The organism is Leptothoe sp. ISB3NOV94-8A (assembly GCF_043421595.1).
Taxonomy (GTDB): Bacteria; Cyanobacteriota; Cyanobacteriia; order Phormidesmidales; family Phormidesmidaceae; genus Leptothoe; species Leptothoe turfae.
In genome coordinates this window covers 1,006,895-1,030,716 of record NZ_JAXSQW010000001.1, presented here as the reverse complement: position 1 = coordinate 1,030,716, position 23,822 = coordinate 1,006,895, and the positions used below count along the sequence as shown (strand labels likewise).

The window sequence follows — 23,822 nt, the reverse complement described above, 5'->3', positions numbered from 1 at the left end:
CCTTAAGTCCTTCAGGCCTATAGGCTTACAAGCTATTGCTGAATGACACATTACATCCTATAAAAAGATTGGACTCATGTAATGGACCAATTCAAATAAAAAATAGTGTACCAATTATGTTACACCTCCAGCTTGATCGGCAGCGCTCCCATCATCCCTATTACCTGCAAATTATGGAGCAAATTCGTGGAGCTATTCTTGCGGGTCATGTATCCAGGGGGTTTCAATTGCCCCCCAGTCGACAACTTGCCATAGAACTCGGCATTGCTCGACGGACCGTTGTTCTGGCCTATGAAGAGCTATGCGCCCAGGGATATTGTGAGAGCCAGGTGGGCAAAGGTACCAGCGTTGCTGATGTCGCGTTGCTGCATGTAGCTCCCCTGGAACACAGAACAACCACTGGATTACCCCAATGGCTCGTGGGGAAAACCCCTAGGTCAGCTGTCCCTGAGGGTGAGTGGCAACCTACCCTTAACGACAAGAGCATCTCCCCACAGCAATCCTTGATTTGCTTCACACCCAGCCTGGCTCAAACAAATTTACTACCCCTGAAAGCCATGCAAAAGGCATTTCAAACGGTGATGCAAACGGCGTCCATCCATTTACAAGGGTACGAAAAAAATAACGGTCATCCCGAACTATTAGACGCTATTTGTCACCATGTTTTATCAAACCGAGGTATAACGACCTCTCCCGATCAGATTCTTATTACCAATGGGTCGTTACACTCTTCATATCTACTCGCTGAATTGTTTACCCCCCATGGTGGTGGCCTCAGTTATGGTGTTCCAGGATATCTGCCGATCTCTCGAAATTTTATAAAAAAAGGAATTCAAGGCATTCCTTGTGCTGTCGATACAGACGGAATTTGTCTCACTGAGGCGGCCCATTTAGCCCGATTTCACTACGTGATGCCGGAGCATCATTTTCCTACCGGTGTAACATTATCACCTGAACGCAGAGGACTCCTGTTACAACTTGCGAGTCAACAAGATGCATTAATTATTGAAGATGATTATGACAGTGAATTTTATTTTAACCGCCATCCATTACCAGCATTAAAAGCGGCTGAATACAATGAGCGGGTTATCTATTTAGGGACATTCTCCAAAACGTTATTTAATGGTTTGCGGGTCGGATACATCATCGCTCACCCGGAAATAATTCAGCAACTGATGGATTTACGTTGGCAAATGGATGGGGGAACCAGTCTAATTCTACAGCTTTGGTTAGCTGAATTACTCAAGTCTGGCACCATCGATCATCATTTACGTCGTATGCGCGTACATCATCGTAAAAAGCGCGATCTAATTGCTCAATATTTACACCGAGATTTTCCTCACTGGCAATGGCAACCACCCACTGGCGGCTTACAATTTTGGATTAAATTACCACCGAAACAATCTGCCCTCAGGGTGGTCCAACAATGTCGCGCCCTGGGCGTAAACGTTTTTTCCGGTCATCATTATTACTCATCTGAGTGTAAACAGGAAAGAGACCATTTAATTCTCGGATTTGGAACAGTGACTGAACAGCAAATTCACCAGGCCTTTAGTCAACTAAAGAATCTCCCCTGAAGCCAGACCCCACATCTGCTGCAAGCCCTGAAGCCTGTAATATGATCGCTTCGGCTGATTCGCTACTGAAAAGACTGATCAGCAGAGACGGATGCGTAGACCGGATGCATTAACGGGTGGGATTGCAGGGCAGCCAGGCCGCTCCCCGCCGCATAGATAAACTGTCGTCTTTGCATAGATGTGGGGTTTGTGGGGGTGAATCGGCTGGGACGTTGGGTCCAGAATACAGAATTTCCTTCCCTAGGACAGCCCCATAGCCATGTCACTAATCAGCATAACGGGACTTTAAACTCAGCATAGACACACCAGTGGTCACCAACCCAATGCCCACAATCTGTTGTTGCTGCAACGCCTCTTGTAATATCCACCAGGCAAATAATGCCGTTAACGCAGGTGCGCTGGCGCTCAGTAATGCCGTTAAAGAGGCCCCAATCAGACCAATACCAGAGTTACTTAGAACATAGGCAATCAGTGTAAGGGTGGCTGAAAATACGGTCATCGCCAGAACGGGTGGCCAGGCATCTGGGGGTATCGTTATTTGCTGATTGACCAATAGAGTCAGACTGGCCAGCGTTGCCACGATAACAAAGGTATACAACGAAAACGGAATCGGATGTAACCCTGGATATTCAGGGTTTGCTTTGAGGGAGAATTCAGCAACAATACCATAGAGGCCAAAGCTAACCCCGGCACCAATCGCACAGATAATGCCCAATATAGGATTGGATACCCATTCAGATGGCGGTGTCAGGGTGGTGAGTACGACCCCCGTAGAAATGACCACCATTAGCCAAAGCTGATAGGGGCGTGGAGATTGTTTGAACAATTGCCACGCCAATAAAATAGTGATGGCTGGATAGATAAAAAAGATTGCGATCGCAACTCCAGCCACAATCTGACTCAGCGCTGTATACAACAGCGTTAAACCAAAAAACAAACAGACTCCACTCGCTGTCACAGCTCCCCACAGTTTGGGCATAGTTGGCAGTGTTTGCAAAACCTTAAACGTGCTGGGATATAACCAGGGGGTAAGTGCGGTTAATAGCAATGCCATGATTACCATACGCAAAGCCAGCAACAGGACAACATGACTCAGTTGCGGAGTAACAAATCCACCAAAAGGAATCTGACCAAACAGCTGGCTTGGTGTAAAAAACAGCCGTAATACTACATTTTGAACCGAGAGACCCAGGGCGCTTAGCAATACTAAGCCAATCCCCATAAGTTTACTAGAACGAAGTGGCGTCATTGAAGAGATGCAGGATAATGACAGGCCACCTGATGATAGTCGTTAATGGGCTCCAGCGTGGGTGCTGTTTGCTGACAGCCATCATCCCCCTGCGGACAACGACCATACAATCGACAAATGTGGGGTGATGGGTTGATGGGACTGCGCGGCTCCCCCGTCAAGGGAATCCGATGGGGATTTGCCTCAAATGCAGGAATAGCGGAAATCAGTGCCTGGGTATAAGGATGTCTGGGCCGATTAAAAATCTCATCCGTTGGCCCCGTTTCCACCAGCTTGCCCAGGTACATGACCAGGATGCGATCGCACAGCAGCCTCACCACATTCAAATCATGGGAAATAAACAAATAGCCCATAGTCATCTGTTCACGCAGCTCTGCCAACAGATGCAAAATCACCGCCTGCACCGACACATCCAACGCCGATGTCGGCTCATCCAAAATCAGGAGTGTGGGATTTAAGGCAATCGCCCGCGCAATCCCCACCCGTGCCTTTTGCCCCCCTGATAGCTGATGGGGAAACCGACTTAACAACTCTGGCGGCAATCCCACCTGCTGCGCTAACTCCGTCGCCCGTTGTTGTAGTCGCTGCCGATCCTGCCTTGACCCCAACCGCCGAATCGGTTCTGTAATTGTATCAAACGCCGTAAACCGAGGATTCAAACTATCACTGGGATCCTGAAACACCATCTGTAGTTTTGCCCGCTGAGCACTGTGCGCAAACTCTCCCACCGACACCTGACCAATATCCACCCCATTAAACACAATCGATCCAGCTGTCGGCTCTAACAGTCGCGCAATCAACCGCATCAACGTAGACTTACCACAACCAGACTCACCCACCAAACCCACACTTTCCCCCGGCAAAATCGTCAGATCCAAACCGTCCACCGCATGGAGATATTGAGCCTGTTTGCTTCCAGACATCCAACGAGGTGTCTTAGTAGCAACAGGAAAATGTTTTGTAAGGTTAGTGACTTGTAGCATTTTCTCTCTCCAACGGATACCAACACCCCACCCAATGTTCCTCCCCAACCTGTTGATAAGCCAGCCCTTCTTTTTGACATTTCTCAGTCGCCCGATCACACCGACTAATAAACCGACACGGCGGCAAATCCTCCCGCCGCAAATCCGGCAAACTCCCCAAAATCGGAATCAAATCATCAAATCCCTTATGGGGCTCCGGCGTCGCCGCAATCAGCTTCGCCGTATAGGGATGACGCGGCTGAGTAAACAACAGATGGGTGGGCGCACTTTCCACAATGTGACCAGCATGCATAACGATGATGCGATCGCAATATTCCGACGCCAGTGCCAGATCATGGGTAATCACCACCGTCGCCATCCGTTGCTCTGTTGCCAGCTCCTTCAACAAATTCATTACCGTCGCCTGGGTCGTCACATCTAACCCCGTGGTTGGCTCATCCGCGATCAGCAATTGGGGGGAACAAGCTAGAGCTAATGCAATCATAATCCGCTGACACAGACCACCCGATAGCTCGTAAGGATACGCATCATACCGCTGCTGAGGATCAGGAATTTTCACACTGATCAACAATTCCAGGGCACGCTTTTTCAGTTGATTGCGCGGTAAATCTGCATGACAGCGCAGCACATCCACCAGCTGTTTACCCACCTTACGAATAGGGTTCAGCGCCACCCGAGGATTCTGAAAAATCATCGACAGATCCTTACCCCGCAGATATCGCAGTTTCTTTTCAGGCATCTTCAGGAGGTTATAGTTCTCTGCGTTCTGGGTCCAGAGAACTTCTCCGTTGGTCACGTGGCCTGCGCGGTCAAGGATACCCAGGATGGCCAGGGCTAGGACAGATTTACCTGAACCACTCTCACCGACGATGCCTAGAGTTTCACCCTTGTTTATGTGGAAACTGATGTTTTCTAAGGCTTTAACGATGCCGGTGCGGGTACGAAATTCGACTGACAGGTCTCGAACTGACAGCAGAGAGGTTTGAACGGGTTTAGTAGTGGTGAGTGGGGAGATCATGCGTTAGTGCTTACGAGTCTAACTGCTGCAATACTGTCCTCCCCTTTTAGAGGGGAGGCTGTTTCATTGTCTGGACAGAAAATCTGAAGGCATTGAAAGCTCATTTGAGGAAAAGCATGCTCTACTTGGAGGTGGGTCAAACAACAATGCGATCACCTGATTAATCGTCCCCGCCGCAACCCCTATTTATGCAATTAAGGACAACTCAGTAGGGTGGGTTCTAGGGCGGCCTTCCGGCCCTAGCCATGGGGGTTTGGGGAACTCGGAGGGACCCCAAGCAACCGGTTTTGGTTCCCTCCGATCCACCTCTCGATTCACTCTGAATAAAGTCATCATCCTTACAGATTTTCTCTGGTGAATACGAAACAACTCTGCCTTACGAAGGGGAGATGCCGAAGGCGGAGGGGTCTCGACCGTTGGCGCAAGTTTTCCAGACCCCTCCCTGACAGTTCCCCTTGGTAAGGGGAACCAGTTTTTGCCAAGCCTCTGGGAGATTTTGAACTTGATTCCCATGGTTTAAGTCCTCATTCTTGGGTCAATCAAATCTCGCAAACCATCTCCTAGCAAGTTAAAACAAAACACCGCTAACATTAGCACCGCCCCTGGGAAAATGGCTAGCCACCATTCGCCAGAAATAATATAGGTGGCTCCTTCAGCGACCATAATCCCCCACTCGGGGGTGGGCGGTCTGACACCGAGACCAATAAACGACAATCCGGCTGCATTCAAGATAGCCCAGCCCATATTTAATGAAATATGCACCATCATCACGGGCAACACATTGGGAAACAGGTGAGCGGCCATAATGCGTAGATGACCGTTGCCTGCTAGCCTTGCGGCTTCTACATACCCCGCATCCCGACGGACTAAAATCTCGGCTCGTACTACGCGGGTATAAAGGGGAAGATTGATCACCGCCGTGGCATAGATAATATTCTCTACAGTATTACCGAGGGCGGCGACGAGACCCATGGCCAGGATAAATAGGGGGAATGCCATGAGGGTGTCAATGACGCGGCTGATGATGCGATCGCACCAGCCCCCAAAATACCCGGAACAAGTCCCTAAAATACTGCCCAGTGCAAAGGACAGTGCCACCGCTACCACCGCAATGCCCAGGTCCAACCGGGTCGCCACCAGCACCCGGCTTAGCACATCCCGACCCAGGTCATCGGTGCCAAACCAATGGTTGGCTGTGGGGGAAGATAGGGCAACAGCTGCATTGCTAGCGACGGGATCGTAGGGTGCGATCGCATTGCCAAACAGGGCAAACAGTACGAACACAAAGAACAATAAAAATGCCCCAAATGTGACTACATTCTCGCCGATAATATAGCGAGCCTGGGCCAGTGAAGATTTGGAAACTGTTTGAGATCGGGTCATGGCTCCACTCCCGCCCGAGGATCAATCACGGTGTACAGCAAATCAATTAACAAATTCAGCACCACATAAAGCAACGCCATCGTCAGCACAAATCCTTGCACCGCCGCATAGTCCGAAGCAATCAGGGCAGACACCGCATAGGAACCAATTCCCGGCCAGGCAAAGACTTTTTCCACCAACACATTAGCCCCAAGCAAAAAAGAAAACACCACTCCCAATGTGGTCACCACCGGCAACATGGCATTGCGAAAAGCATAGCCAAACAGAATCGTATGGGGCGCTAATCCACTAGCTCGGGCCGTGCGAATAAAATCACTGGACAAGACACTCAGCATTGATGCCCGTGTCACCCTTGCTAAAGGAGCCAGAGCAAACAGGCCTAAGGTGACTGCAGGCAATATTAGCTGGCCAAATGCCGCTTGAAACGTTTTCCATTCCCCAGCCAACAAACTATCCACCAAAAACAATCCTGTCACCTGCTCCGGCGATGAGTAGAGAATGGCCAGCCTTCCTAGGGGAGCTGGTGCCACACCCAAACGAAAATAAAATACATAGATTAGCAATAACCCTGTAAAAAAGGTGGGCAATGACACACCTGTTGTTGCCAAAACTCTGACACCATGGTCAATCCAAGACCCTGGACGAGTAGCCGCCAGAATACCCAACGGTAAGGCCAAAGCTAAGGAAAAGACCAGCCCTGCCAAGGTCAGTTCAAGTGAAGCAGGCAATCGTGTGAATAAATCAGAGACAACGGTTTGCCCTGTGGTCAGAGAATTACCCAAATCTCCTTGCAGGATTTCGCCAACATAAATAATGAACTGTTCAGGCAGACTACGATTCAGCCCCAAAGTTTCTCGAATCTGATCAATAGCTTCTTGGGTCGCAGCAGGTCCAGCAAAATAAGCAGCCGGGTCTCCAGGGAGCGCGCGGGTAAGCACAAACGTGACGACAATGACACCAAGGATGCTAGGAATTGCGGCAATAATGCGACGGATGACAACAGAGAATGTAGAGGGACGAGACATAAGCTTTAGGAAGGGCGTAACCCTGTTACAGAGGCTTAACGATAACTGGTTCTCCTTCGTAAGGGGAACCGTCAGGGAGGGGTCTTCGAGATGCGGCACAAGTTATCGAAAACCCTCCGCCTACGGCATCTCCCCTTCGTAAGAGGAGGACACCCCTAAGCCTTCTTCAACTGCCGATAATCCAACTGTCTGTGGAACCAATACTGATACCCACTCACCCCAGGCTGCATCGCCACCGACAAATACGGCTGCGCCACCACGATCCGGGGCATCTCCTCAAACGCAATCTTCAGGAACCCTTTGACACTTTTCTCATACTCCGGATCTCCTGGTTCTGTGGCCAACGCCTTATCCACCAGCTTGTCTAACTCCGGATTCTGATAAGAACTACCATTAAACGTCGCATTCTGCCCGTGGTACGAATAGAAGAAGAAATAATCAGGATAGTTGAGCCAACCACCAAAGTTGTTAACAATCATCGGGCGATTCTTCTCCACCAGCACAGCCCGAAAGTTGGAGCCAGGAACTTTTTCCAAAGTAGCGTTAATGCCAATCTCAGCCAGGGACTCTTTTACTAATACACACAAGGGTTCAGCCCATTCTTGAGTACCCAAATTAAAAGCCAGTGTTGTATCAAACCCATCCGGGTAACCAGACTCAGCCATCAGTGCTTTTGCCTTCGCCATATCAGTGCTGTAGGGATACGGCTGCGGCCAGTCAATACTCTTCGGCTCAAAACTCTCCCCTCCATACATTTTGACACACTCACCATAGAGGGCCGTGTCTACAATGGCATCGTAGGGCATAGCATAGGCCACCGCCTGTCGTACTTTGACATCGCTAAAGGGGTTAGGAGTACCGTCTAGCTCCGGCTGAGAGTTCAGGTCAATGGTGTAGAGACAGTTTTCAATGGGGGTGGAAACAACCGTGTGCTTACCCATGGCTTTGAGTTCGCTAATGTCTTTTTCAGATACTTCATAGTTAATATCCACATCACCCTTTTCTAGCAAGGCACGACGATTACCTGACTCAGGCACATTCAGCCAAATAATCTTCTCAATAGCAGGGGCAGGACCAGATTTCCAGTCATCATTGCGCACCAATACGACTCGCTCTTCGGGGGCAAAGGTATCTAGCTTATAGGCACCACTACCAGCTGAATTGGCGTTGGTCCACTCCAGTCCCCAAGGGTCTGCTTCACTAGCATTAGGTTCAATTAGAGTAGAGTTCATGATGGCAGGGATGGGTACCGCCATGTCCATAAGAGTAAGCTTATCCTTTCTGAGGAAGTTAACTTGGAAGGTATGGTCATCCACAACGACAAACTGGTCAGGACTTTCCAGGGCTCCTGCTTTCATCTGGAATGAGGGGAAGCCACCGACGGACACAGCCCGGTCGTAGGACCATTTCACATCCTTGGCGGTGACGGGGGTGCCATCGTGGAAAATAGCGTCTTTGCGCAGATTAAAGGTGACGGATAGCTCATCGTCAGCGACGGTCCAGGATTCGGCTAGCTCGGGTTCGATGACGGTATAGTCATAGGAGAGGGAACCATCGTCTAAAGTTTTGGTGCCAAAGGTGACGAGGCGATCGTAGAGGCACCAGGAGATACCGTAGGCGGGGCGGTTGGTGCCCACTTGGTGGAGGTCCAGACCATTGGGAAAGCCACCACCTTGGACGACAGTGAGTACGGCAGGTTCAGCACCTTTGCCAGGATCGGCAGTGGTTGCACCTTCGGTTGACTCAGCGGCAGGTTTGGATGATGAAGCACAGGCATTAATAAGGGCTGCTAGGGATACGCCTCCGGTAAATGCTGTACCGCGCTTTAGTAGGTCTCGTCGCCGCATTGCCTGACTCCTTCGCTGACAAAGATGTTTAACTGGCAGCAGGTTAGGCCAGACAGACGAAGTTTTTCAGGAAAAATTCGGGAAGAAATCGGGAAGATTGAAGTATGGTCTACTTCTAGTTCCCGTACCATTTTTAAGCTTATGCCTGATACAACAAAAAATTATCCTCAAGCATGGTCCCGCTACGTAGCTCAAACTAGTGAACCAGGAAATATCCTCCCTGTAGAATTAGCTGATAATTTTGGACAACTAGCTAGATGGTCTGCACGATTTAGACTAGCAAAAAGCTTTAAAGCCTTAGACTTGGGTGACGGTTATGCTAACGCTGATACACCCCAACTGTATTCAGCCATTACAAGAATCTTTTTCGTTTATTCCACATTTGAAACATATTGCCGAATTATTGGCCTGAATCCAAGCAAAGAATCTCAATTACAGTCCCTCCAAAATTCTCAATCTCAATATAAAGTAATTAAGCGTATTCGTGAATTAGATCCGAACAATGCTTTACCTGAGTTTCTTTTTCAACATTTGACTGGAAACAACCTTAAGCAAATGATGTCTGACTTTCAAAATGGTCAAACAGTGAATGTTAGCTTTTTAGCTAGATGTATACGCCATGTTTTTGCCCATGGCATTCTAGCTGCTAACTCTACACAATTATCACCCAAACGATTCAATCAAATATCTCAAGTCATTTCAGATTTTCTCTTAAATTATATGGATCAGGACTTTGACAACCGCACACCGCAAACAACATGAATGTTCTTTCAGAAAAACACTGGACCAGAATTCAGGAAACCATATTCTTACTGGCTATACCAGGTATGCAGAACTCTATCAAAGAAGGTTTAGCCACACCTATTGAAGAATGTGCAGAGGAACTAAATTGGTGAGTTAGAAACTTGTGAAGATATAATTGATCTTACATTATCCATCACCAGGTTGAATTGATGACAACCGCAGCTGTATCAAGATACGTTACGCGTAATCCAGACATATTAGGAGGGGAACCCATCATCATGGGCACTCGCGTTTCAGTGCGAGCGCTTGTTGGTCAATGGCGATTGGGCACTCCTGCAGAAGAAATACCCACACAGTTCCCTCAGCTGACGCTGGCACAAGTTTTTGATGCCCTCAGCTTTTATCTGGACAATCAAGTAGAAATCAACGAATACATTGAACGAAATCGTATTCCAGAAGAACTCATTCATCCTGCTGTCCGCAAAGCACTGGAAGCAGAATGAAAATATTTGCATCGCTCTACACAGATGAAGATATTGCCAATCTAGTGGCTACACTCTTGCGAAGCAGAGGTTTAGACGTCTTAACAACTGTCGAAGCAGAAGTGACAGGATACTCTGATGCAGAACAATTAGCCTTTGCCACATCTTTAGAACGTTGCATTCTGACCCATAATCGAGTTGATTTTGAAAGACTACATCTAGAATACGTTCAATCAGAAAGAGAACATTCAGGTATCATTGTGACTCCACAGAACAATGCTTATGAAGTTGCCAAGCGAGCTGGCATTATCCTAAATGCTTTGACTGCTGATGAAATTTACAATCAGTTGTTATATGCCTAGTTATTATACCTGTGGGTGATGAGACATTTTTCATAAGATTATATTGAACACTCATTTCTGGTTTGTTCAGTCTGATTCCGGTAAATTCTTCCACACCTGGCTATTAGCTTATAAGGTTTTCAGCAATTGGCGTGGGCGAGCAAATTGAACATCTTCGTAGCGATCGCGATGATGGATAAACATATAATGCTCATACTCATACCAATGGCGCTCTCCCTTCTCCTTATTACAATCTCGACAGATCACCCAGAAATTCCTAAAATCAAGTGAAAGCCAGGGATACTGAGCTCGAGGCAGTTTGTGATCGATGGTAGGACCACCACAATCAGAAAATCGTTGATTGCAAACCGGACAATGACGGTCAGCATTATTGCCAACCCACTTTCGGCTTTCAGGAGTTGTTCCACACTCGCTATTACCATTGATGTAGCGCCAATGGTCAAACTTGCGATAGTCTTCAAAGTCTTGGGTGGTTAATCGGTTGTAACGCTTCTTCCCAACTTTATCAGCCAGGGCAAACAGTTCTTCTAAAGTTTTCTGATTGTCGGTCATAACAGATCACTCCCAATCTAGAGAGAATTTAAAAACTATCGGCGTTTGCGCTTGGACCTTGATTTAGCTTTTGTTCTTGACTGGCTATAGTCAATGAATTCTGTTTCCAGCTCTGGAAACTGCCGATCCACCTCATTAGCAATTTCGTTAGCCTCTGCAGCTAGCTGGCGATTGAAATCAGCAATTTCCTCTGGAGTTTGATACTTATTACCAATCCGATCCACTTTCAGAAACAATTCTTCGAGCGTATCTTCATTCGGATCTGGTTGTAGCAGCAGTTCATTGATTTTTTGATACAGGGTAATGACATTATCCCAACCAACATTTTTATATCCCTGTTCTTTGAGCAAAGTTCGATCTTTTTTAGGTAGCTTGCTACGCCGATCTGAATTTGAACGCTGCACCTCGCGGTAGCCCATACCACTGAAGAGACGCTTTTTGCTTTTTTTTCGTTTCTTGGTAGCCATGGCAATACCCTCTACCCCAGAGTCCATCGGAATAAACGAATCAACGCCTTACGGATTTCACTATCCTCATACTGCAGCAGCATTTTAGTATCTCGGGCCAGCCGTAAGCGGATCTGGTCAACAAAGTTTTTAAGTTCCTTATTATCCTTCTTGAGCTGAGTATTCGCGTCCACCAACTCGTCATTCTGCGTCGTCAAGTTCTGAACCCTGGAATTTAGATACGACTTTTCAGCCGTTAAACGCTTAATTTCTGCCTCAAGGGCCACCGTTTCCTTGCTAATAACCTGCTTCCGTTCAGACAGGTTGGCCTTCGCCTTCTCCATTGTTTCGATTTGCATTTCCAACTCCTGATATTCCGATTGGAGTTTTTTTAGCTTCTTTTCTGCGTTGCTGCGAAGTTGACCGTAATGCCGGTTATTTTTGCCAAGCTCTGAATTCTTTGAGGCGTAGGAATCCACAAGCTTAACGGCACTGGGCTGGCTTTGCAAAGTTGCCAACAACTGCTCACAATCCTCAGTATCAAGGGGCTGACTAATATTTTTGTTAATGCCGTATCGGTTTTGGAGAATGGCCTGAAGCTCTTTCTTTGAGGGCATTTTTCTATATTCTACGAAAACTGGAATATCCGTACCCATAACAGATGTTAACTTAAATTAGATTCATATATCCCCGAACTACATCCGTATAGTTTGGCAATTATTGGTGACTAAAGCGATGTGGCCTTCTCTGCTTAGTAAGCTAGGTTGCCATCAGCATGACCGGACTATTAACGATGCATCTTTCAGACAAGATGTCGGGTAATACTACATCAGTAGCCACACTTTCATCATTGGTGAGCCAAGAAATTATCACACACATAAACGAAAACTATACTAAGGGCACTAAGGACTGATTACACCTGTGTGGATTAAATCGATGACAGCGGCACCTACATCAAGATACGTTACCCGAAATCCAGATATCCTAAACGGTGAGCCAACCATCGTAGGCACCCGCGTTTCAATCAGCGCCATTGTCGGTCAATGGCGCTTAGGAACCTATGCCGAAGACATTCCCACACAGTTTCCTCAACTTACGCTGGCACAAGTCTTTGACGCCCTTAGCTTCTACTTAGACAACCAAGTAGAAATCAACAAATATATTGAGCGTAATCATATTCCAGAAGAACTCATCCATCCTGCTGTTCATGAAATATTTGAACATGAATAGCTTCGATGGCTTCATCCATAAAGCTGTGATAACCTACCAGCTAATCAACGGAGCCCACTATGGAAATATTTGCCGCCATTTTTAGTATTGCCATAGCCCTGACCATCGGAGCCATGAGCCCTGGTCCTAGCTTCGTGATGGTCGCTCGCACCGCATTAGCCGTTTCCCGCAAAGATGGCCTAACAGCGGCGCTAGGCATGGGTGTTGGCGGCGTCCTGTTTGCCACCATTGCCCTACTCGGTCTCCTCACTCTCCTCACCGCCGTACCCGTTCTCTACATTTCCCTAAAAGTCCTAGGAGGAGTCTACCTGATTTATCTCGGCTATAAAATCTGGCAAGACTCTGCCCAGCCGGTCACCTTGAATCCTACCGAGCAACAGACTCAGCAAAATCCAGTCTGGTATTCATTTTTCCTGGGCCTCACCACTCAAATCAGCAATCCCAAAACCGCTGTTGTTTATACCAGTGTTTTTGCCTCTTTACTACCCAGCAATGTGCCCGCCTTCGCAGTCATCGCCCTGCCAATTGTCGTATTTATCATCGAAGCTGGCTGGTATTCCTTAGTTGCTTTAACACTCTCTGCTACCACCCCTCGCGGCCGCTATCTCGCCTCCAAAAAATGGCTGGACCGCATCGCTGGCACCACACTGTCCTTGCTAGGTGCTAAACTCATCTTCGAAGCGAATAACCCATAGGTAAGGCATGTGCGTATCCGTCATCCAACATTACCTATTGTTCTCACCCTTCTTTTAGGCACTGGCCTATCTATTCTGGCCACCCTTGCTGTTGCTCGCTGGGAACATGCCAACTATCGCCTCCAGTTCCAACACCAAACCGATGGCCTCACCACTGCCCTTCAGCGTAGCATCAACCGCTATACCGATTTACTCCTGGCCCTGGGAGACTTCTACACCGTCTCAGAACAAACTGTCTCCCGTGCCGAGTTCAACCGCTTTGTCCAACGGGCACTCAAAACTTACCCCGGCATCCAGGCTCTGGAATGGGCTCCAGTAGTATTCGAACAAGATCGCAACACCTTCGAGACTACTATCCAGACCGAAGGCTATGCCTCCTTTCAAATTACCGAACGAGAAAACCGTGGCGGCCTCACCCGTGCCGCATCCCGTCCTTATTATATTCCTGTTACCTATTTGCAACCCTTAGCAGGCAATGAACTTGCCTTCGGTTACGATCTTATCTCTGACCCCACTCGCCGCACCGCCCTTGAAACCGCCCGAGATACTGGGCAAATTGCAGCCTCCGGTCGAATTCGGTTAGTGCAAGAAAACAAAAATCAGTTTGGTTTTCTGGTCTTCTTGCCCCTATACAATAACTCCACAATTCCCCCATCCCAGACAGCTCGTCGCAATCAGCTCAACGGTTATCTACTAGGAGTTTTTCGGGTTTCAGATGTAATCGAAGAGTCCCTGGAAACCCTCAATTACAACATTGACTTTATCCTAAGAGATCAGAGTGCAGCAGCTTCTGAACAGTTATTAGGTAGCTATGATGCTGCTACTCAAACAGTGACAACAGAGATAGATCAGCATGTGGCTAACAGAACGCCATGTCCCTCATCCACTGACTGCACCCACACCCTTACTACCGGAGGACGTCAGTGGGCCATCACCTTTACTCCTGCTGCCAGTTATCCAGCCCTAGCACCCTGGGGTGCCTTGTCTACGCTAATTATCGGTTTGTTGCTCACGACAATAGTTGCTCGCTATCTCTTCCAAGCCCAAACAGAACTCTCTAGGGCCCGAGAACTGAGCGAAGCTAAAATTCGTCTTTTTTCCATGGCTTCCCATGAGCTACGCACACCCCTCAGTACCATTTTGCTCTCAGCCCAGGCGTTAGAAGCCGATACCCAAGCCAACAATCATCAGCATATCTATGGACGTATTCGAGCCACAGCTAAGCGGATGAATCAGCTACTGAATGATCTGTTGACCCTATCGCGGGCAGAGTCTGGCAAACTACAATTTGACCCCGAAATTATCAACCCAGAAAAGTACTGTCAACAGTTAATAGAAGAGGTTCGGTTTAGCTTTGAAACATCTCCAGTCATTAGTTTTACAATATCCGGTGATTGCCAAAAAGCTTATATTGACCGGCAGCTACTGCGAGCAATTTTGACTAATTTACTCTCCAATGCCATAAAATATTCTGGACCTGAACCCCAGGTAACTTTAGAATTATCTTGTCACCATCATGAGATTATTTTCCAGGTGCAAGATCAGGGTATTGGTATCCCCAAAGCAGACCAGGCCAGACTTTACGAAGCCTTCTATCGAGGGACCAATGTGGGCAATATTGCCGGTACCGGTCTGGGATTATCAGTCGTCAATGCCTGTTTACAGCTTCACCAAGGTACCCTCGCCTGCAAGAGTCAGCTAGGCCAGGGAACAACTTTTAAGGTGACTTTACCACGCATTGATTAACGCCCCGAGGCACACAAATTCCCATGTAGGGTAATATAGGGGCTGGCCTTGCACCTGCCCTGAGATAGCTACACAATCATGCTAGAGGTAGGTATATTATTTTCCCTGTAACCGATACCCTACACCATGTACAGTTTCAATTAATGTTTTAGGTGCGCCAGCCACTTTGAGTTTATTGCGCAAACTTTTAATGTGGGCTTTAACAGTCTCTTCATCGGGTGGACTCTTCATGGACCAAAGAGATTCTAGAATGAAAGAACGGCTTAGCACTCGTCGACCATTGCGCAGCAGCAGTTCTAAAATTGAAAATTCTTTTGGGGTCAGGCGTAGGGCTTGTTTGTTGTAGTTGACCTCATAGGTGCTTGGGTCTAAGCTCAACTTTTCCCAAACGAGAACCATAGGAGACTGTGCACTGCCCCGACGTAACAAAGCCCGGATCTGGGCCAAAAGCTCAGATAAGTCAAAGGGCTTAACCATATAGGCATCTGCCCCAGAATCCAAACCCCGAACCTTATCCTGACTGGTATCCCGCGCCGTCAGCATCAGCACTGGCAGCTCATAGCCATGACTACGCAACCGCTGACATAGTCGAATCCCGTCTAGGTAAGGCAAGGTCACATCCATCAGCGTCAGGTCATAGTCCATCAGTTGCACCTGACTCCAGCCTGATTCCCCATCCTTAACAGCGTCCACCACGTAGCGCTGGGCCTCTAACACCTCTGTCAAAGACTCTGCAAGTTGACTATCATCCTCAACCAACAGAAGACGCATTGCTACCTATACCAACTGTCAATACTTCCTATCTAAAGATGACTAGATCATTACTCCTATGCTGTGTAATTGACTACACCTATTACTGACGATTTGTTACCGCTACATTACAAAACACTTAACTTGCAACAAAGTACACAGTTCTCTACGTAGGTCTCGTCTAAATTAACACCATAGGTCTGCATGGCGAGGATAGGGTGATGGGTGGATGAGGAAGTACGCCCAGATTTAGTGCGCGAGGCCCGTCAGCACTAGTCCGTAGAAAACAATATTTACCTGTTTGGTCATCGAGGCTATGTAGCTGTCAAAGGGGGTGCTCAAGACTGTCCCTATATCTATCAGGCAAGATATGGTGACCGGTAATTATCGGCTGCCTTGGGAAGACGACGTGGTGTATACCGATGGTACTTCATGTGGATTTGACGCTCCAACCCGTGAGTATAAGGGAGAGGAGTGATCTTCTAGTGTTTTGAGCAATGGTTAGTAGCTTTTCTATATTTTCTAAGCTGTGCGGTTTTGACTGGTTGTATTCAACCTGAGCCTTGGTAGGGTGTGGTTATTGGACAACCATAACGTCACCACAAAAATTCCAGCTACTAAGCCCAAGCTGATCAGGGCAGTAATTATAAAAATTTTATTTTCTCTCATGACATGTTCGCTATAGGTGCGATGAAGCTAAGGTGAGATGCCCAAAAAGCTTCGAGAATTTCTGATAGTTAAGTAGCTCAAAGCCACTGCAATCGTAGATGCATTAGATATGGACGTAGACCTGAACACTTGGTTCCCTAAATCAAAAATTAAAATTTGGTTCGTTGCGAACATTTTGATCAGAGATAGAAATGGTATGCCTGCTTTGGAGCGAGTGTAATACCCATGGGTCGTTACGTAACCTCAGCCCCCTATTCCTATCCTTACAATGGCGATCTGCGTCCCGACAATACCGCTGATCATCATTGATATGCAAACGGACTTTTGTCGCATTTTGGTACGTGGTGAAGCAGGCTGGGAAATCATCCCTAAGCTAGCTCCTCTACCAGGGGAAACTGTGATCGATAACCTGGTAAAGGGGCATTTTTTGCGACTGATCTAGACTTGTTGTTGCGTCGTAATATATAAAAAATCTTCTAAGCCAAAGCTTATCTAAGAACTCTTTTTACTCAGGCGAGATTCAGCTTAGCCCTGTTTACTAAAAACCGTCAAGCCGGTCATCGCTGGCAGTTCAAGTCCTTCTGACTATTTTTTCTCAGTAAACAACATGAAACTTACTTACTTTGCAGCCCTGGCTGTTTCTTCTATGCTGACTGTTAGCACAGCGATCGTTACCAACAGTTTTCAACCGGCATATGCAGCTCCCTGTGCTGCTTCAAGTGTAAATCCTTGTGCTGCTAATCCTTGTGCTGCTGACCCCTGTGCTGCTGACCCCTGTGCTGCTGACCCCTGTGCTGCTGCTAACCCCTGCGCTGCAACGGGTACAGGCAGCTTTGTTACTGTATCCAGCGATACCGTTGGTGGCGTAACTATTGTCGAAGAAAATGGTAAGCGCTATCTCGAATTTGACGAGACCTTCAGCACTGATGACGGTCCTGATCTATTTGTATTGCTACACAAAGAAGCGACTCCCCAAAGCTATAGCTCTGACAAGTTTGTGAATCTAGGAGATCTACAATCCATTAACGGTAGTCAGCGCTATGAGATTCCTGAGGATATCTCCATTGATGAATTTAAGTCTGCTGTGATTTGGTGCCGTCAGTTTAATGTAACCTTTGGCTTTGCAGCGATTTAGAACGGGATAATATTTTGATTCTAAAAGTCTCCTAAGTAAAAAAGAAAGGTTTATTACTCGATTTTTGAAGATCCCCCTTAACTCCGCTCTGCCCCTAGCAGGTAAAGCTCTGGGGGATTTTCAATTGTTAGAAACAAGGTAAGGAGTTGTGAAAAAATAAGTTATTTCTAATTGCATATATTCGGGGTTACGACGAGGTCGATTGTGTATGTCAGGAACTGCCATAGATCAAGCCTCAAACGCTAACAGCCCCATTGGGAGAAAATACTTCCGTTGCCATGGATAATGGAAAGGTACGTCAGCAGACGTTTTGTACTTTTCCCGATTTTTGCTTAATGGCAACCACATTACCCGCTGATGTTCAGCATCTAACCGAAGACACATCGGTGGCCCTAGCCAGTCAAATCCAGTTTGCTGATATCTCTACCAATCTCACAGAATCGCCCATAGCCACTAGCTATATGTGTGCTGGAACCGGCAAACCTATCCTATTAATCCATGGATTTGACAGTTCGATTTTTGAATTTCGTCGTTTAGTCCCCCAGCTATCTGCTAATGCTCAAGTCTGGGTAATGGATTTACTAGGCTTTGGGTTTACTGACCGCACTACGGATGCCCCCATTACTCCTACGGCTATCCAGCAGCATATCTATAGTTTTTGGCAACAGCAGATCGGCCAGCCAATGATCTTGGCCGGTGCTTCCATGGGAGGAGCCGCCGCCATTGACTTTACCCTCAATTTTCCAGAAGCAGTGGAGAAACTGGTGCTTCTAGACAGTGCCGGATTTGCTGCTGGACCAGCCATGGGAAAATTTATGGTGCCTCCCCTTGATGGCTGGGCAACCACATTTCTCAAAAATCCTGGTGTACGGCGGCGGATTAGCCAACAGGCTTACTACGATCGCACCTTTGTGACTCCGGATGCTGAACTTTGTGCTGCCTTACATCTACAGATGCCCAACTGGAAAGAAGCCCTGATTGCATTTACTAAAAGCGGTGGCTATAACTTCTTGACTAACTATATTCAAAAGATTGAACCACCGACGCTGATTGTGTGGGGTAGGCAGGACAAAATCTTGGGTACCAAAGATGCTCAACGCTTTCAGCAGACCATCCCCAATAACAAGCTGGTGTGGATTGATGACTGTGGCCATGTGCCCCACCTAGAAAAACCCAGGAACACAGCCCAGGCAATTGTGTCTTTTGTGTAGGTTCAATTGGTAGACCTGGGTAACACCCAAAAAATTTGCCTTTATGGTATGTATATTGGAACATTAAGGTTTACTAACTAATTATCATATAGAAACCTAATGTGCATTTTGTCAGACGCGGGTAGCGCGTCTGCCTAATCTCACACGACTAATACGCCCATGAACCTCGGAATGATTCTAGACATTTGTCCGGAAAATATCAGTGTGAGCCGTTGGGTCCAGTTTACGGGTTCCATCACTTGGTGGGTGGCGAAATCTCCCCTGGCAAGCTTAATGATAGGGGGCATGCTTATGCTCAGCTTCCTAATTATTAGTGGACTCTTGATGCGGGGTTTTATTCTGCTGGGTCGAGGCCGCTCGATTAAGCGGGTGTGGAGCTGGGGTTTTCCCATCGCATTTTTGGTAAGCGTTTCACCATTGCTGATTGGAGAGCCCTTACTGACGCATTTCCTCCCGGCCTATCAGGGACAAACCGCCGATGCTGTTGTCATATTGGGGCGCGGCAGGTCGTTACAAAATAGCCGGGTGATGGCAGCGGCTGAACTCATGGCGATGGATCGTGCCCCACAGGTATTTGTCAGCGGCCATGGAGATGCACCTTTTCTGGCTAATCAATTAGAGCGTGTGGGCATAGCTCCTAGCAAAATCTCGGGGGAAGCTTGTTCTCGCACCACAGAACAAAATGCTAAATATACGGCTCAACAGTTGATGCCCAGTGGGGTTAGATCAATTATTTTAGTGAGTGATCCTCCCCATCTATTGCGATCGCAGCTAGTTTTTCGCAGCCTTGGGTTTGACGTCATTCCTTACCCCAGCCCCCTGCCGCAGACGCTGGGGCTACGGTATCGCCGTCTACTGACCATGCGAGAGACCCTGGGTCTCGTTGCCTATGGTGTGATGGGACGCTATCAACCCCGACCGATTCACTCCATGAATCCGACCGCTGCACAGTAAACTAGTGCGGAAACATGGTTTATCGGAGGTGCGATCGCAATGGGGTCAGCTTCATCACAGTCATCTGTCCGCTGGGTCGCCATCCTTACCGTGGTTTTCACCCTGTTTATTGCCTTTTTCTGGCGTTTAGACAGCATTGGCTTAATCGATGAAACAGAGCCTTTATTTGCCGAAGCCTCCCGTCAGATGTACGCTACCGGCGATTGGATCACCCCTTATTTCAACGGTGAAACCCGGTTTGATAAACCTCCCCTGGTGTACTGGGGGATGGCCTTAGGGTTTCACATTTTTGGTGTGGGAGAATGGGGCGTGCGACTACCCTCGGCATTGGCCGCTGCTGGTTTAACCGGGTTTAGCTTTTACACCCTGCAACGGTTTGGCTATGCCCATGGAGGGCAGTCCGCCGACATTCAAGATAAACGACAAGCCTTCACCCTGGCAGCTGTAGTGGGTGCCGTCTCCATGGCCCTCCACCCAGAGACCCTGGTGTGGGCCCGCACTGGTGTCTCAGATATGTTGCTATCAGGCTGTATGGGAGCCGCGCTGCTGTGTTTCTTCTGGGGGTATGCCCAAGCCCCCCGCTGGTACTACGGCTTCTACATTTTTGTCGCCCTGGCAGTATTAGACAAAGGCCCTGTGGGACTGGTCATTCCAGGGTTAATTGTGACAGTGTTTGCGGCCTATGTGGGCCAGATTCGCACCCTACTCAAAGAAATCAAACTGCTACAGGGTAGTCTCATAACACTGTTGTTGACGGTGCCCTGGTTCATCGCCGTCATCGCCATCCATGGTCAAACCTACATCGACAGCTTTTTTGGTTACCACAACTACGAACGTTTTACCGACGTCGTCAATGGCCACGCCGCCCCCTGGTATTTCTACTTTGCCGTCGTCGCCGTCGGCTTTTTACCCTGGTCCCCAGGGTTACCCTTTGCCATGACCCGCTTGCGCCCCTGGGCCTTAGGTTACTGGCGACATCAGCCCAGAGAGAAACAGCTAGGACTGTTTGCCCTCATTTGGTTTCTCACCATTTTCTGCTTCTTTACGGCTGCGGTGACTAAGCTACCCAGCTATGTGCTACCGCTCATGCCAGCAGCAGCCATCCTGGTGGGGCTTATGTGGGCCGGGCCGCGTCAGCGCGGTACCTGGATCAGCGCTATCTTGAGCATTGTGTTCTTTGCAATTCTCTCCATAGCCTCTTACCTCACCCCCAATTGGATCGGGGGTGATCCAGTCATGCCAGACTTTCCGGTATTAGTACGAGATTCTCAGGCTATGGCCTATGGCTCCATTGTATGGGGGCTAGCCACCCTGGCAGGGCTAGGATTGTTGCTAATGCGACGTGTTCGCTGGGTATGGGCCGTAAGTTTTATAGCATTCATGGCATTTACTGTAGTTTCCATTTTGCCCGTAGCCGCCATTGCCGACAGCCAGCGTCAGCTACCCTTACGACAGCTAGCCGAGACCATCCAAACAGAACAGCAACCAGATGAAACCATAGCAATGGTAGGGTTTATGAAACCCAGTCTGGTGTTTTATACCCAAAGCCCTGTACTATATACCTATAACCCTGATTCAGAGCAATTACAGGCCACTGGTCAAGCCCTGGTCGTGGGTCATCCCGATGAAATTGCCACAGCCATTAGCGCCAGCCAGTCAGGAGAGATTTTACAAACAGCAGGCACCTATCAGTTAGCTCGCGTAATCTTCACTCCAGAGCACTAACGGAACAGCATCTTTGCACGTATCCCGTAATGCCTTAGCTTAACAAACCCTTGTTGGGGTACTCTGTTTAGCTTTGAACGCTTTACTAACGCTTTGGCAACGTTGTTTCCCATAGCCTGTGACACAGACAATATCAGGAACCGCATCAACAAGAATTCAATACTATGGCACGTCAGCAATGGTCTTCCAAAACAGTTTTTATCCTCGCAGCTATTGGTTCAGCCGTTGGCTTAGGGAATGTTTGGCGCTTTCCATATCTTGCCGGTAAATATGGCGGTGGGGCTTTTCTAATTCCTTATTTAGTAGCGCTATTAGTTGTTGGGATTCCTCTCCTGATGCTGGAGTTTGCCATTGGGCAAAAAATGCAGCAAGGGGCAATCGGTGCATTTAAGAAAATGCATCCCAGGTTCCAAGGCTTTGGTTTAGCTGCAGTTATCGCAGGCTTCATAATCATTGCTTACTACGCAGTCGTCATGGCCTGGACCCTTATTTATTTTTTGGCAGCCTTTCGCGTCAGTTGGTCAGAAAATGCAGAACAATACTTTTTTGAGTCGGTCCTGCATCTAAGTGAAGGGATAAGTACAGTTGGTGCCATTAATTTCCCCATTCTGCTTGCCTTGGCAGCTGTGTGGATGATGATTTATTTTTGTATCTGGCGTGGGCCTCACAGTGCGGGTCACGTCGTTCTCTGGACTGTACCATTGCCTATTATCCTACTAGGCGTCTTATTTATCAGGGCCGTTACCCTACCTGGTTTTTTAGACGGTTGGCAGGTCTATCTCATTCCCGCTTGGCAAGTATTACTTAAGCCTGAAGTCTGGTCAGCCGCGTTCTCTCAAATTTTCTTTACTCTCTCCCTGGCCTTTGGCACAATGCTGACCTACGCCAGTTATAAATCTCCTGACAGTGAGATTGTGCAAGACACCTGGATCACAGCCTTGACCAACAGTGCCATTAGCTTATTCTCAGGTTTTGTGGTCTTTGCCGTCTTGGGATACATGGCGTTGCAAACAGATACCCCAGTAACAGAACTGGCGGCCTCTGGACCAGGTTTAGCGTTTGTGGTCTTTCCCCAAGCCCTTAGTCTCATGCCACTACCAGGGGTGTTTAGTGTCCTCTTCTTTCTCATGCTATTCTTCCTGGGGATTGATAGCGCATTTTCCATTGTGGAAGCGGTTAACGCAGCCATCCTAGATCTTAAACCTAACTGGCAGACTCAATACGTATCCATCGGCGTCTGTTTGTCAGGCCTATTGGCGGGATTAATATACACCACCCAGGCAGGTCTTTATTTTCTAGACATTACAGACCACTTCATCACAAATTACACCCTCATATTGATTGCTATTGCCCAAGCAATTTTAGGAGGTTGGATCTATGGAGCTGAAGTACTGCGTCGATACATTAACAACGTCAGCAACTGGCAAGTAAATCGATGGTGGTCCATATTGATCAAGTTTATTGTTCCAGGCTGTCTAACTGCACTCTTAGTAGCTCAACTGATCAATGATCTCCGTGTTCCCTATGAAGGCTATCCAAGCTGGGCGTTAGCCTTTGGCTGGCTGTGGGTGTTGTTCCCAATTGTCATCATGGTCGCTCCTTTCATCATCAAACTAGAGGGAAGTAAAACGGAGCATTATTCCGCCACTATTCCCCCCAGGAAATAGTTAGGGTTTCTAAGTAACACAGCCCATCAAAACTGTTCGATTCGATACATTTTGTGTTAACTTTTAAATCTATGTACCTGAAATAAAAAACATTCGTTACCAGCATCTGCTATGAAAAGCTACTTTTCTGCCCTGATTGATCGTGATCTATGTCCCGGTGCGGTCAAAGTTGCGCTTGTCGTTGGTACTCTTCTGTTCAGCATCAACCATGGCCCCGCCCTTGCTAAGGGTAAAATGACACCCACCCGCTGGCTGGCTGGACTGTTAACCTACGTCGTGCCCTACTCTGTCAATATCCATGGGCAGTATGCTTATCGCAAGCGTCAGTCAGCGTCTTAGTTGGATACAGGTACTTAGTTGAATACAGAACAC

The 23,822-nt window shown here is 47.8% G+C and carries 23 protein-coding genes and 2 pseudogenes; 15 read left to right on the top strand and 10 right to left on the bottom strand.

Features of this window, described 5'->3' with window-relative positions:
* Positions 1-116 precede the first annotated feature (116 nt).
* On the top strand, positions 117-1,577 hold the full coding sequence (gene pdxR, locus SPB21_RS04535; RefSeq protein WP_499865708.1) for a MocR-like pyridoxine biosynthesis transcription factor PdxR: 1,461 nt from the start codon (positions 117-119) through the stop codon (positions 1,575-1,577).
* 265 nt (positions 1,578-1,842) lie between these two features.
* Here pdxR and SPB21_RS04530 read toward each other — a convergent pair whose 3' ends face one another.
* The 6 genes from SPB21_RS04530 to SPB21_RS04505 form a co-directional block, all read right to left on the bottom strand.
* Positions 1,843-2,826, bottom strand: a complete 984-nt coding sequence (locus tag SPB21_RS04530; RefSeq protein WP_499865707.1) for a DMT family transporter — start codon at positions 2,824-2,826, stop codon at positions 1,843-1,845.
* Positions 2,823-3,809, bottom strand: coding sequence for an ABC transporter ATP-binding protein (locus SPB21_RS04525; RefSeq protein ID WP_499865705.1), 987 nt, complete (start codon positions 3,807-3,809; stop codon positions 2,823-2,825). Before SPB21_RS04525 ends, SPB21_RS04530 begins: the two co-directional genes overlap by 4 nt.
* On the bottom strand, positions 3,793-4,827 hold the full coding sequence (locus SPB21_RS04520) for an ABC transporter ATP-binding protein (RefSeq protein ID WP_499865703.1): 1,035 nt from the start codon (positions 4,825-4,827) through the stop codon (positions 3,793-3,795). The genes SPB21_RS04525 and SPB21_RS04520 overlap by 17 nt, the downstream gene beginning before the upstream one ends.
* Positions 4,828-5,343: 516 nt before the next feature.
* A complete protein-coding gene (locus SPB21_RS04515) occupies positions 5,344-6,210 on the bottom strand; it encodes an ABC transporter permease (protein ID WP_163670669.1) in 867 nt (288 codons plus the stop codon).
* Positions 6,207-7,235 (bottom strand): ABC transporter permease, encoded by a 1,029-nt coding sequence (locus tag SPB21_RS04510; protein ID WP_163670671.1) that lies wholly within the window; start codon positions 7,233-7,235, stop codon positions 6,207-6,209. The genes SPB21_RS04515 and SPB21_RS04510 overlap by 4 nt, the downstream gene beginning before the upstream one ends.
* 155 nt (positions 7,236-7,390) lie before the next feature.
* The gene (locus SPB21_RS04505) at positions 7,391-9,082 is read right to left on the bottom strand and encodes an ABC transporter substrate-binding protein (protein WP_163703148.1); all 1,692 of its coding nucleotides are present in this window, start codon (positions 9,080-9,082) and stop codon (positions 7,391-7,393) included.
* Between the two features lie 141 nt (positions 9,083-9,223).
* On the opposite strand from SPB21_RS04505, the gene SPB21_RS04500 reads away from it, so the two are divergent.
* The 3 genes from SPB21_RS04500 to SPB21_RS04490 all read left to right on the top strand — a co-directional run bounded on the left by SPB21_RS04500 (position 9,224) and on the right by SPB21_RS04490 (position 10,670).
* Positions 9,224-9,844: a hypothetical protein gene (locus SPB21_RS04500; protein WP_499865701.1), complete on the top strand. Its 621-nt coding sequence runs from the start codon at positions 9,224-9,226 to the stop codon at positions 9,842-9,844.
* A gap of 191 nt (positions 9,845-10,035) precedes the next feature.
* Positions 10,036-10,329, top strand: coding sequence for a DUF433 domain-containing protein (locus SPB21_RS04495; protein WP_163670677.1), 294 nt, complete (start codon positions 10,036-10,038; stop codon positions 10,327-10,329).
* Positions 10,326-10,670 (top strand): DUF5615 family PIN-like protein, encoded by a 345-nt coding sequence (locus SPB21_RS04490; protein WP_163670679.1) that lies wholly within the window; start codon positions 10,326-10,328, stop codon positions 10,668-10,670. The genes SPB21_RS04495 and SPB21_RS04490 overlap by 4 nt, the downstream gene beginning before the upstream one ends.
* Before the next feature lie 108 nt (positions 10,671-10,778).
* Here the strand turns inward: SPB21_RS04490 and SPB21_RS04485 are convergent, their stop codons facing one another.
* The 3 genes from SPB21_RS04485 to SPB21_RS04475 are packed head-to-tail and all read right to left on the bottom strand — an operon-like array spanning position 10,779 to position 12,285.
* Positions 10,779-11,222: an HNH endonuclease gene (locus SPB21_RS04485; RefSeq protein ID WP_499865699.1), complete on the bottom strand. Its 444-nt coding sequence runs from the start codon at positions 11,220-11,222 to the stop codon at positions 10,779-10,781.
* 35 nt (positions 11,223-11,257) lie between these two features.
* Positions 11,258-11,689: a hypothetical protein gene (locus SPB21_RS04480; protein ID WP_499865698.1), complete on the bottom strand. Its 432-nt coding sequence runs from the start codon at positions 11,687-11,689 to the stop codon at positions 11,258-11,260.
* An 11-nt stretch (positions 11,690-11,700) separates the two neighbouring features.
* Complete coding sequence (locus SPB21_RS04475) at positions 11,701-12,285, bottom strand: hypothetical protein (protein WP_499865696.1); 585 nt, start codon at positions 12,283-12,285, stop codon at positions 11,701-11,703.
* 319 nt (positions 12,286-12,604) lie between these two features.
* Here SPB21_RS04475 and SPB21_RS04470 point away from each other — a divergent pair, with 319 nt between their 5' ends.
* The 3 genes from SPB21_RS04470 to SPB21_RS04460 are packed head-to-tail and all read left to right on the top strand — an operon-like array spanning position 12,605 to position 15,339.
* Positions 12,605-12,898: a DUF433 domain-containing protein gene (locus SPB21_RS04470; RefSeq protein WP_163670685.1), complete on the top strand. Its 294-nt coding sequence runs from the start codon at positions 12,605-12,607 to the stop codon at positions 12,896-12,898.
* A 59-nt stretch (positions 12,899-12,957) separates the two neighbouring features.
* Positions 12,958-13,593, top strand: coding sequence for a LysE family translocator (locus SPB21_RS04465; protein ID WP_499865695.1), 636 nt, complete (start codon positions 12,958-12,960; stop codon positions 13,591-13,593).
* Positions 13,594-13,602: 9 nt separating this feature from the next.
* A complete protein-coding gene (locus SPB21_RS04460; protein WP_499865694.1) occupies positions 13,603-15,339 on the top strand; it encodes a CHASE domain-containing sensor histidine kinase in 1,737 nt (578 codons plus the stop codon).
* A 96-nt stretch (positions 15,340-15,435) separates the two neighbouring features.
* Here SPB21_RS04460 and SPB21_RS04455 read toward each other — a convergent pair whose 3' ends face one another.
* A complete protein-coding gene (locus SPB21_RS04455; RefSeq protein ID WP_490795137.1) occupies positions 15,436-16,110 on the bottom strand; it encodes a response regulator transcription factor in 675 nt (224 codons plus the stop codon).
* A 204-nt stretch (positions 16,111-16,314) separates the two neighbouring features.
* Between SPB21_RS04455 and amiF the strand changes: the two are divergent.
* From amiF to nrtS, 8 genes and pseudogenes are all read left to right on the top strand, one after another.
* Positions 16,315-16,567, top strand: a pseudogene (gene amiF / locus SPB21_RS04450) (formamidase); the annotation flags it as partial.
* 416 nt (positions 16,568-16,983) lie between these two features.
* Positions 16,984-17,214 (top strand): annotated as a pseudogene (locus SPB21_RS04445) (cysteine hydrolase family protein); the annotation flags it as partial.
* A 151-nt stretch (positions 17,215-17,365) separates the two neighbouring features.
* Complete coding sequence (locus SPB21_RS04440) at positions 17,366-17,893, top strand: DM13 domain-containing protein (RefSeq protein WP_499865692.1); 528 nt, start codon at positions 17,366-17,368, stop codon at positions 17,891-17,893.
* 278 nt (positions 17,894-18,171) lie between these two features.
* Complete coding sequence (locus SPB21_RS04435) at positions 18,172-19,104, top strand: alpha/beta fold hydrolase (RefSeq protein ID WP_163670693.1); 933 nt, start codon at positions 18,172-18,174, stop codon at positions 19,102-19,104.
* 291 nt (positions 19,105-19,395) lie between these two features.
* Complete coding sequence (locus tag SPB21_RS04430) at positions 19,396-20,058, top strand: YdcF family protein (RefSeq protein ID WP_163670695.1); 663 nt, start codon at positions 19,396-19,398, stop codon at positions 20,056-20,058.
* A 39-nt stretch (positions 20,059-20,097) separates the two neighbouring features.
* Positions 20,098-21,783, top strand: a complete 1,686-nt coding sequence (locus tag SPB21_RS04425; RefSeq protein ID WP_163700793.1) for an ArnT family glycosyltransferase — start codon at positions 20,098-20,100, stop codon at positions 21,781-21,783.
* Between the two features lie 164 nt (positions 21,784-21,947).
* Positions 21,948-23,450, top strand: coding sequence for a sodium-dependent transporter (locus SPB21_RS04420; RefSeq protein ID WP_163670698.1), 1,503 nt, complete (start codon positions 21,948-21,950; stop codon positions 23,448-23,450).
* 111 nt (positions 23,451-23,561) lie between these two features.
* Entirely contained in the window at positions 23,562-23,789 is a 228-nt protein-coding gene (gene nrtS, locus SPB21_RS04415) for a nitrate/nitrite transporter NrtS (RefSeq protein WP_163670699.1), read from the top strand.
* Positions 23,790-23,822: the final 33 nt, after the last annotated feature.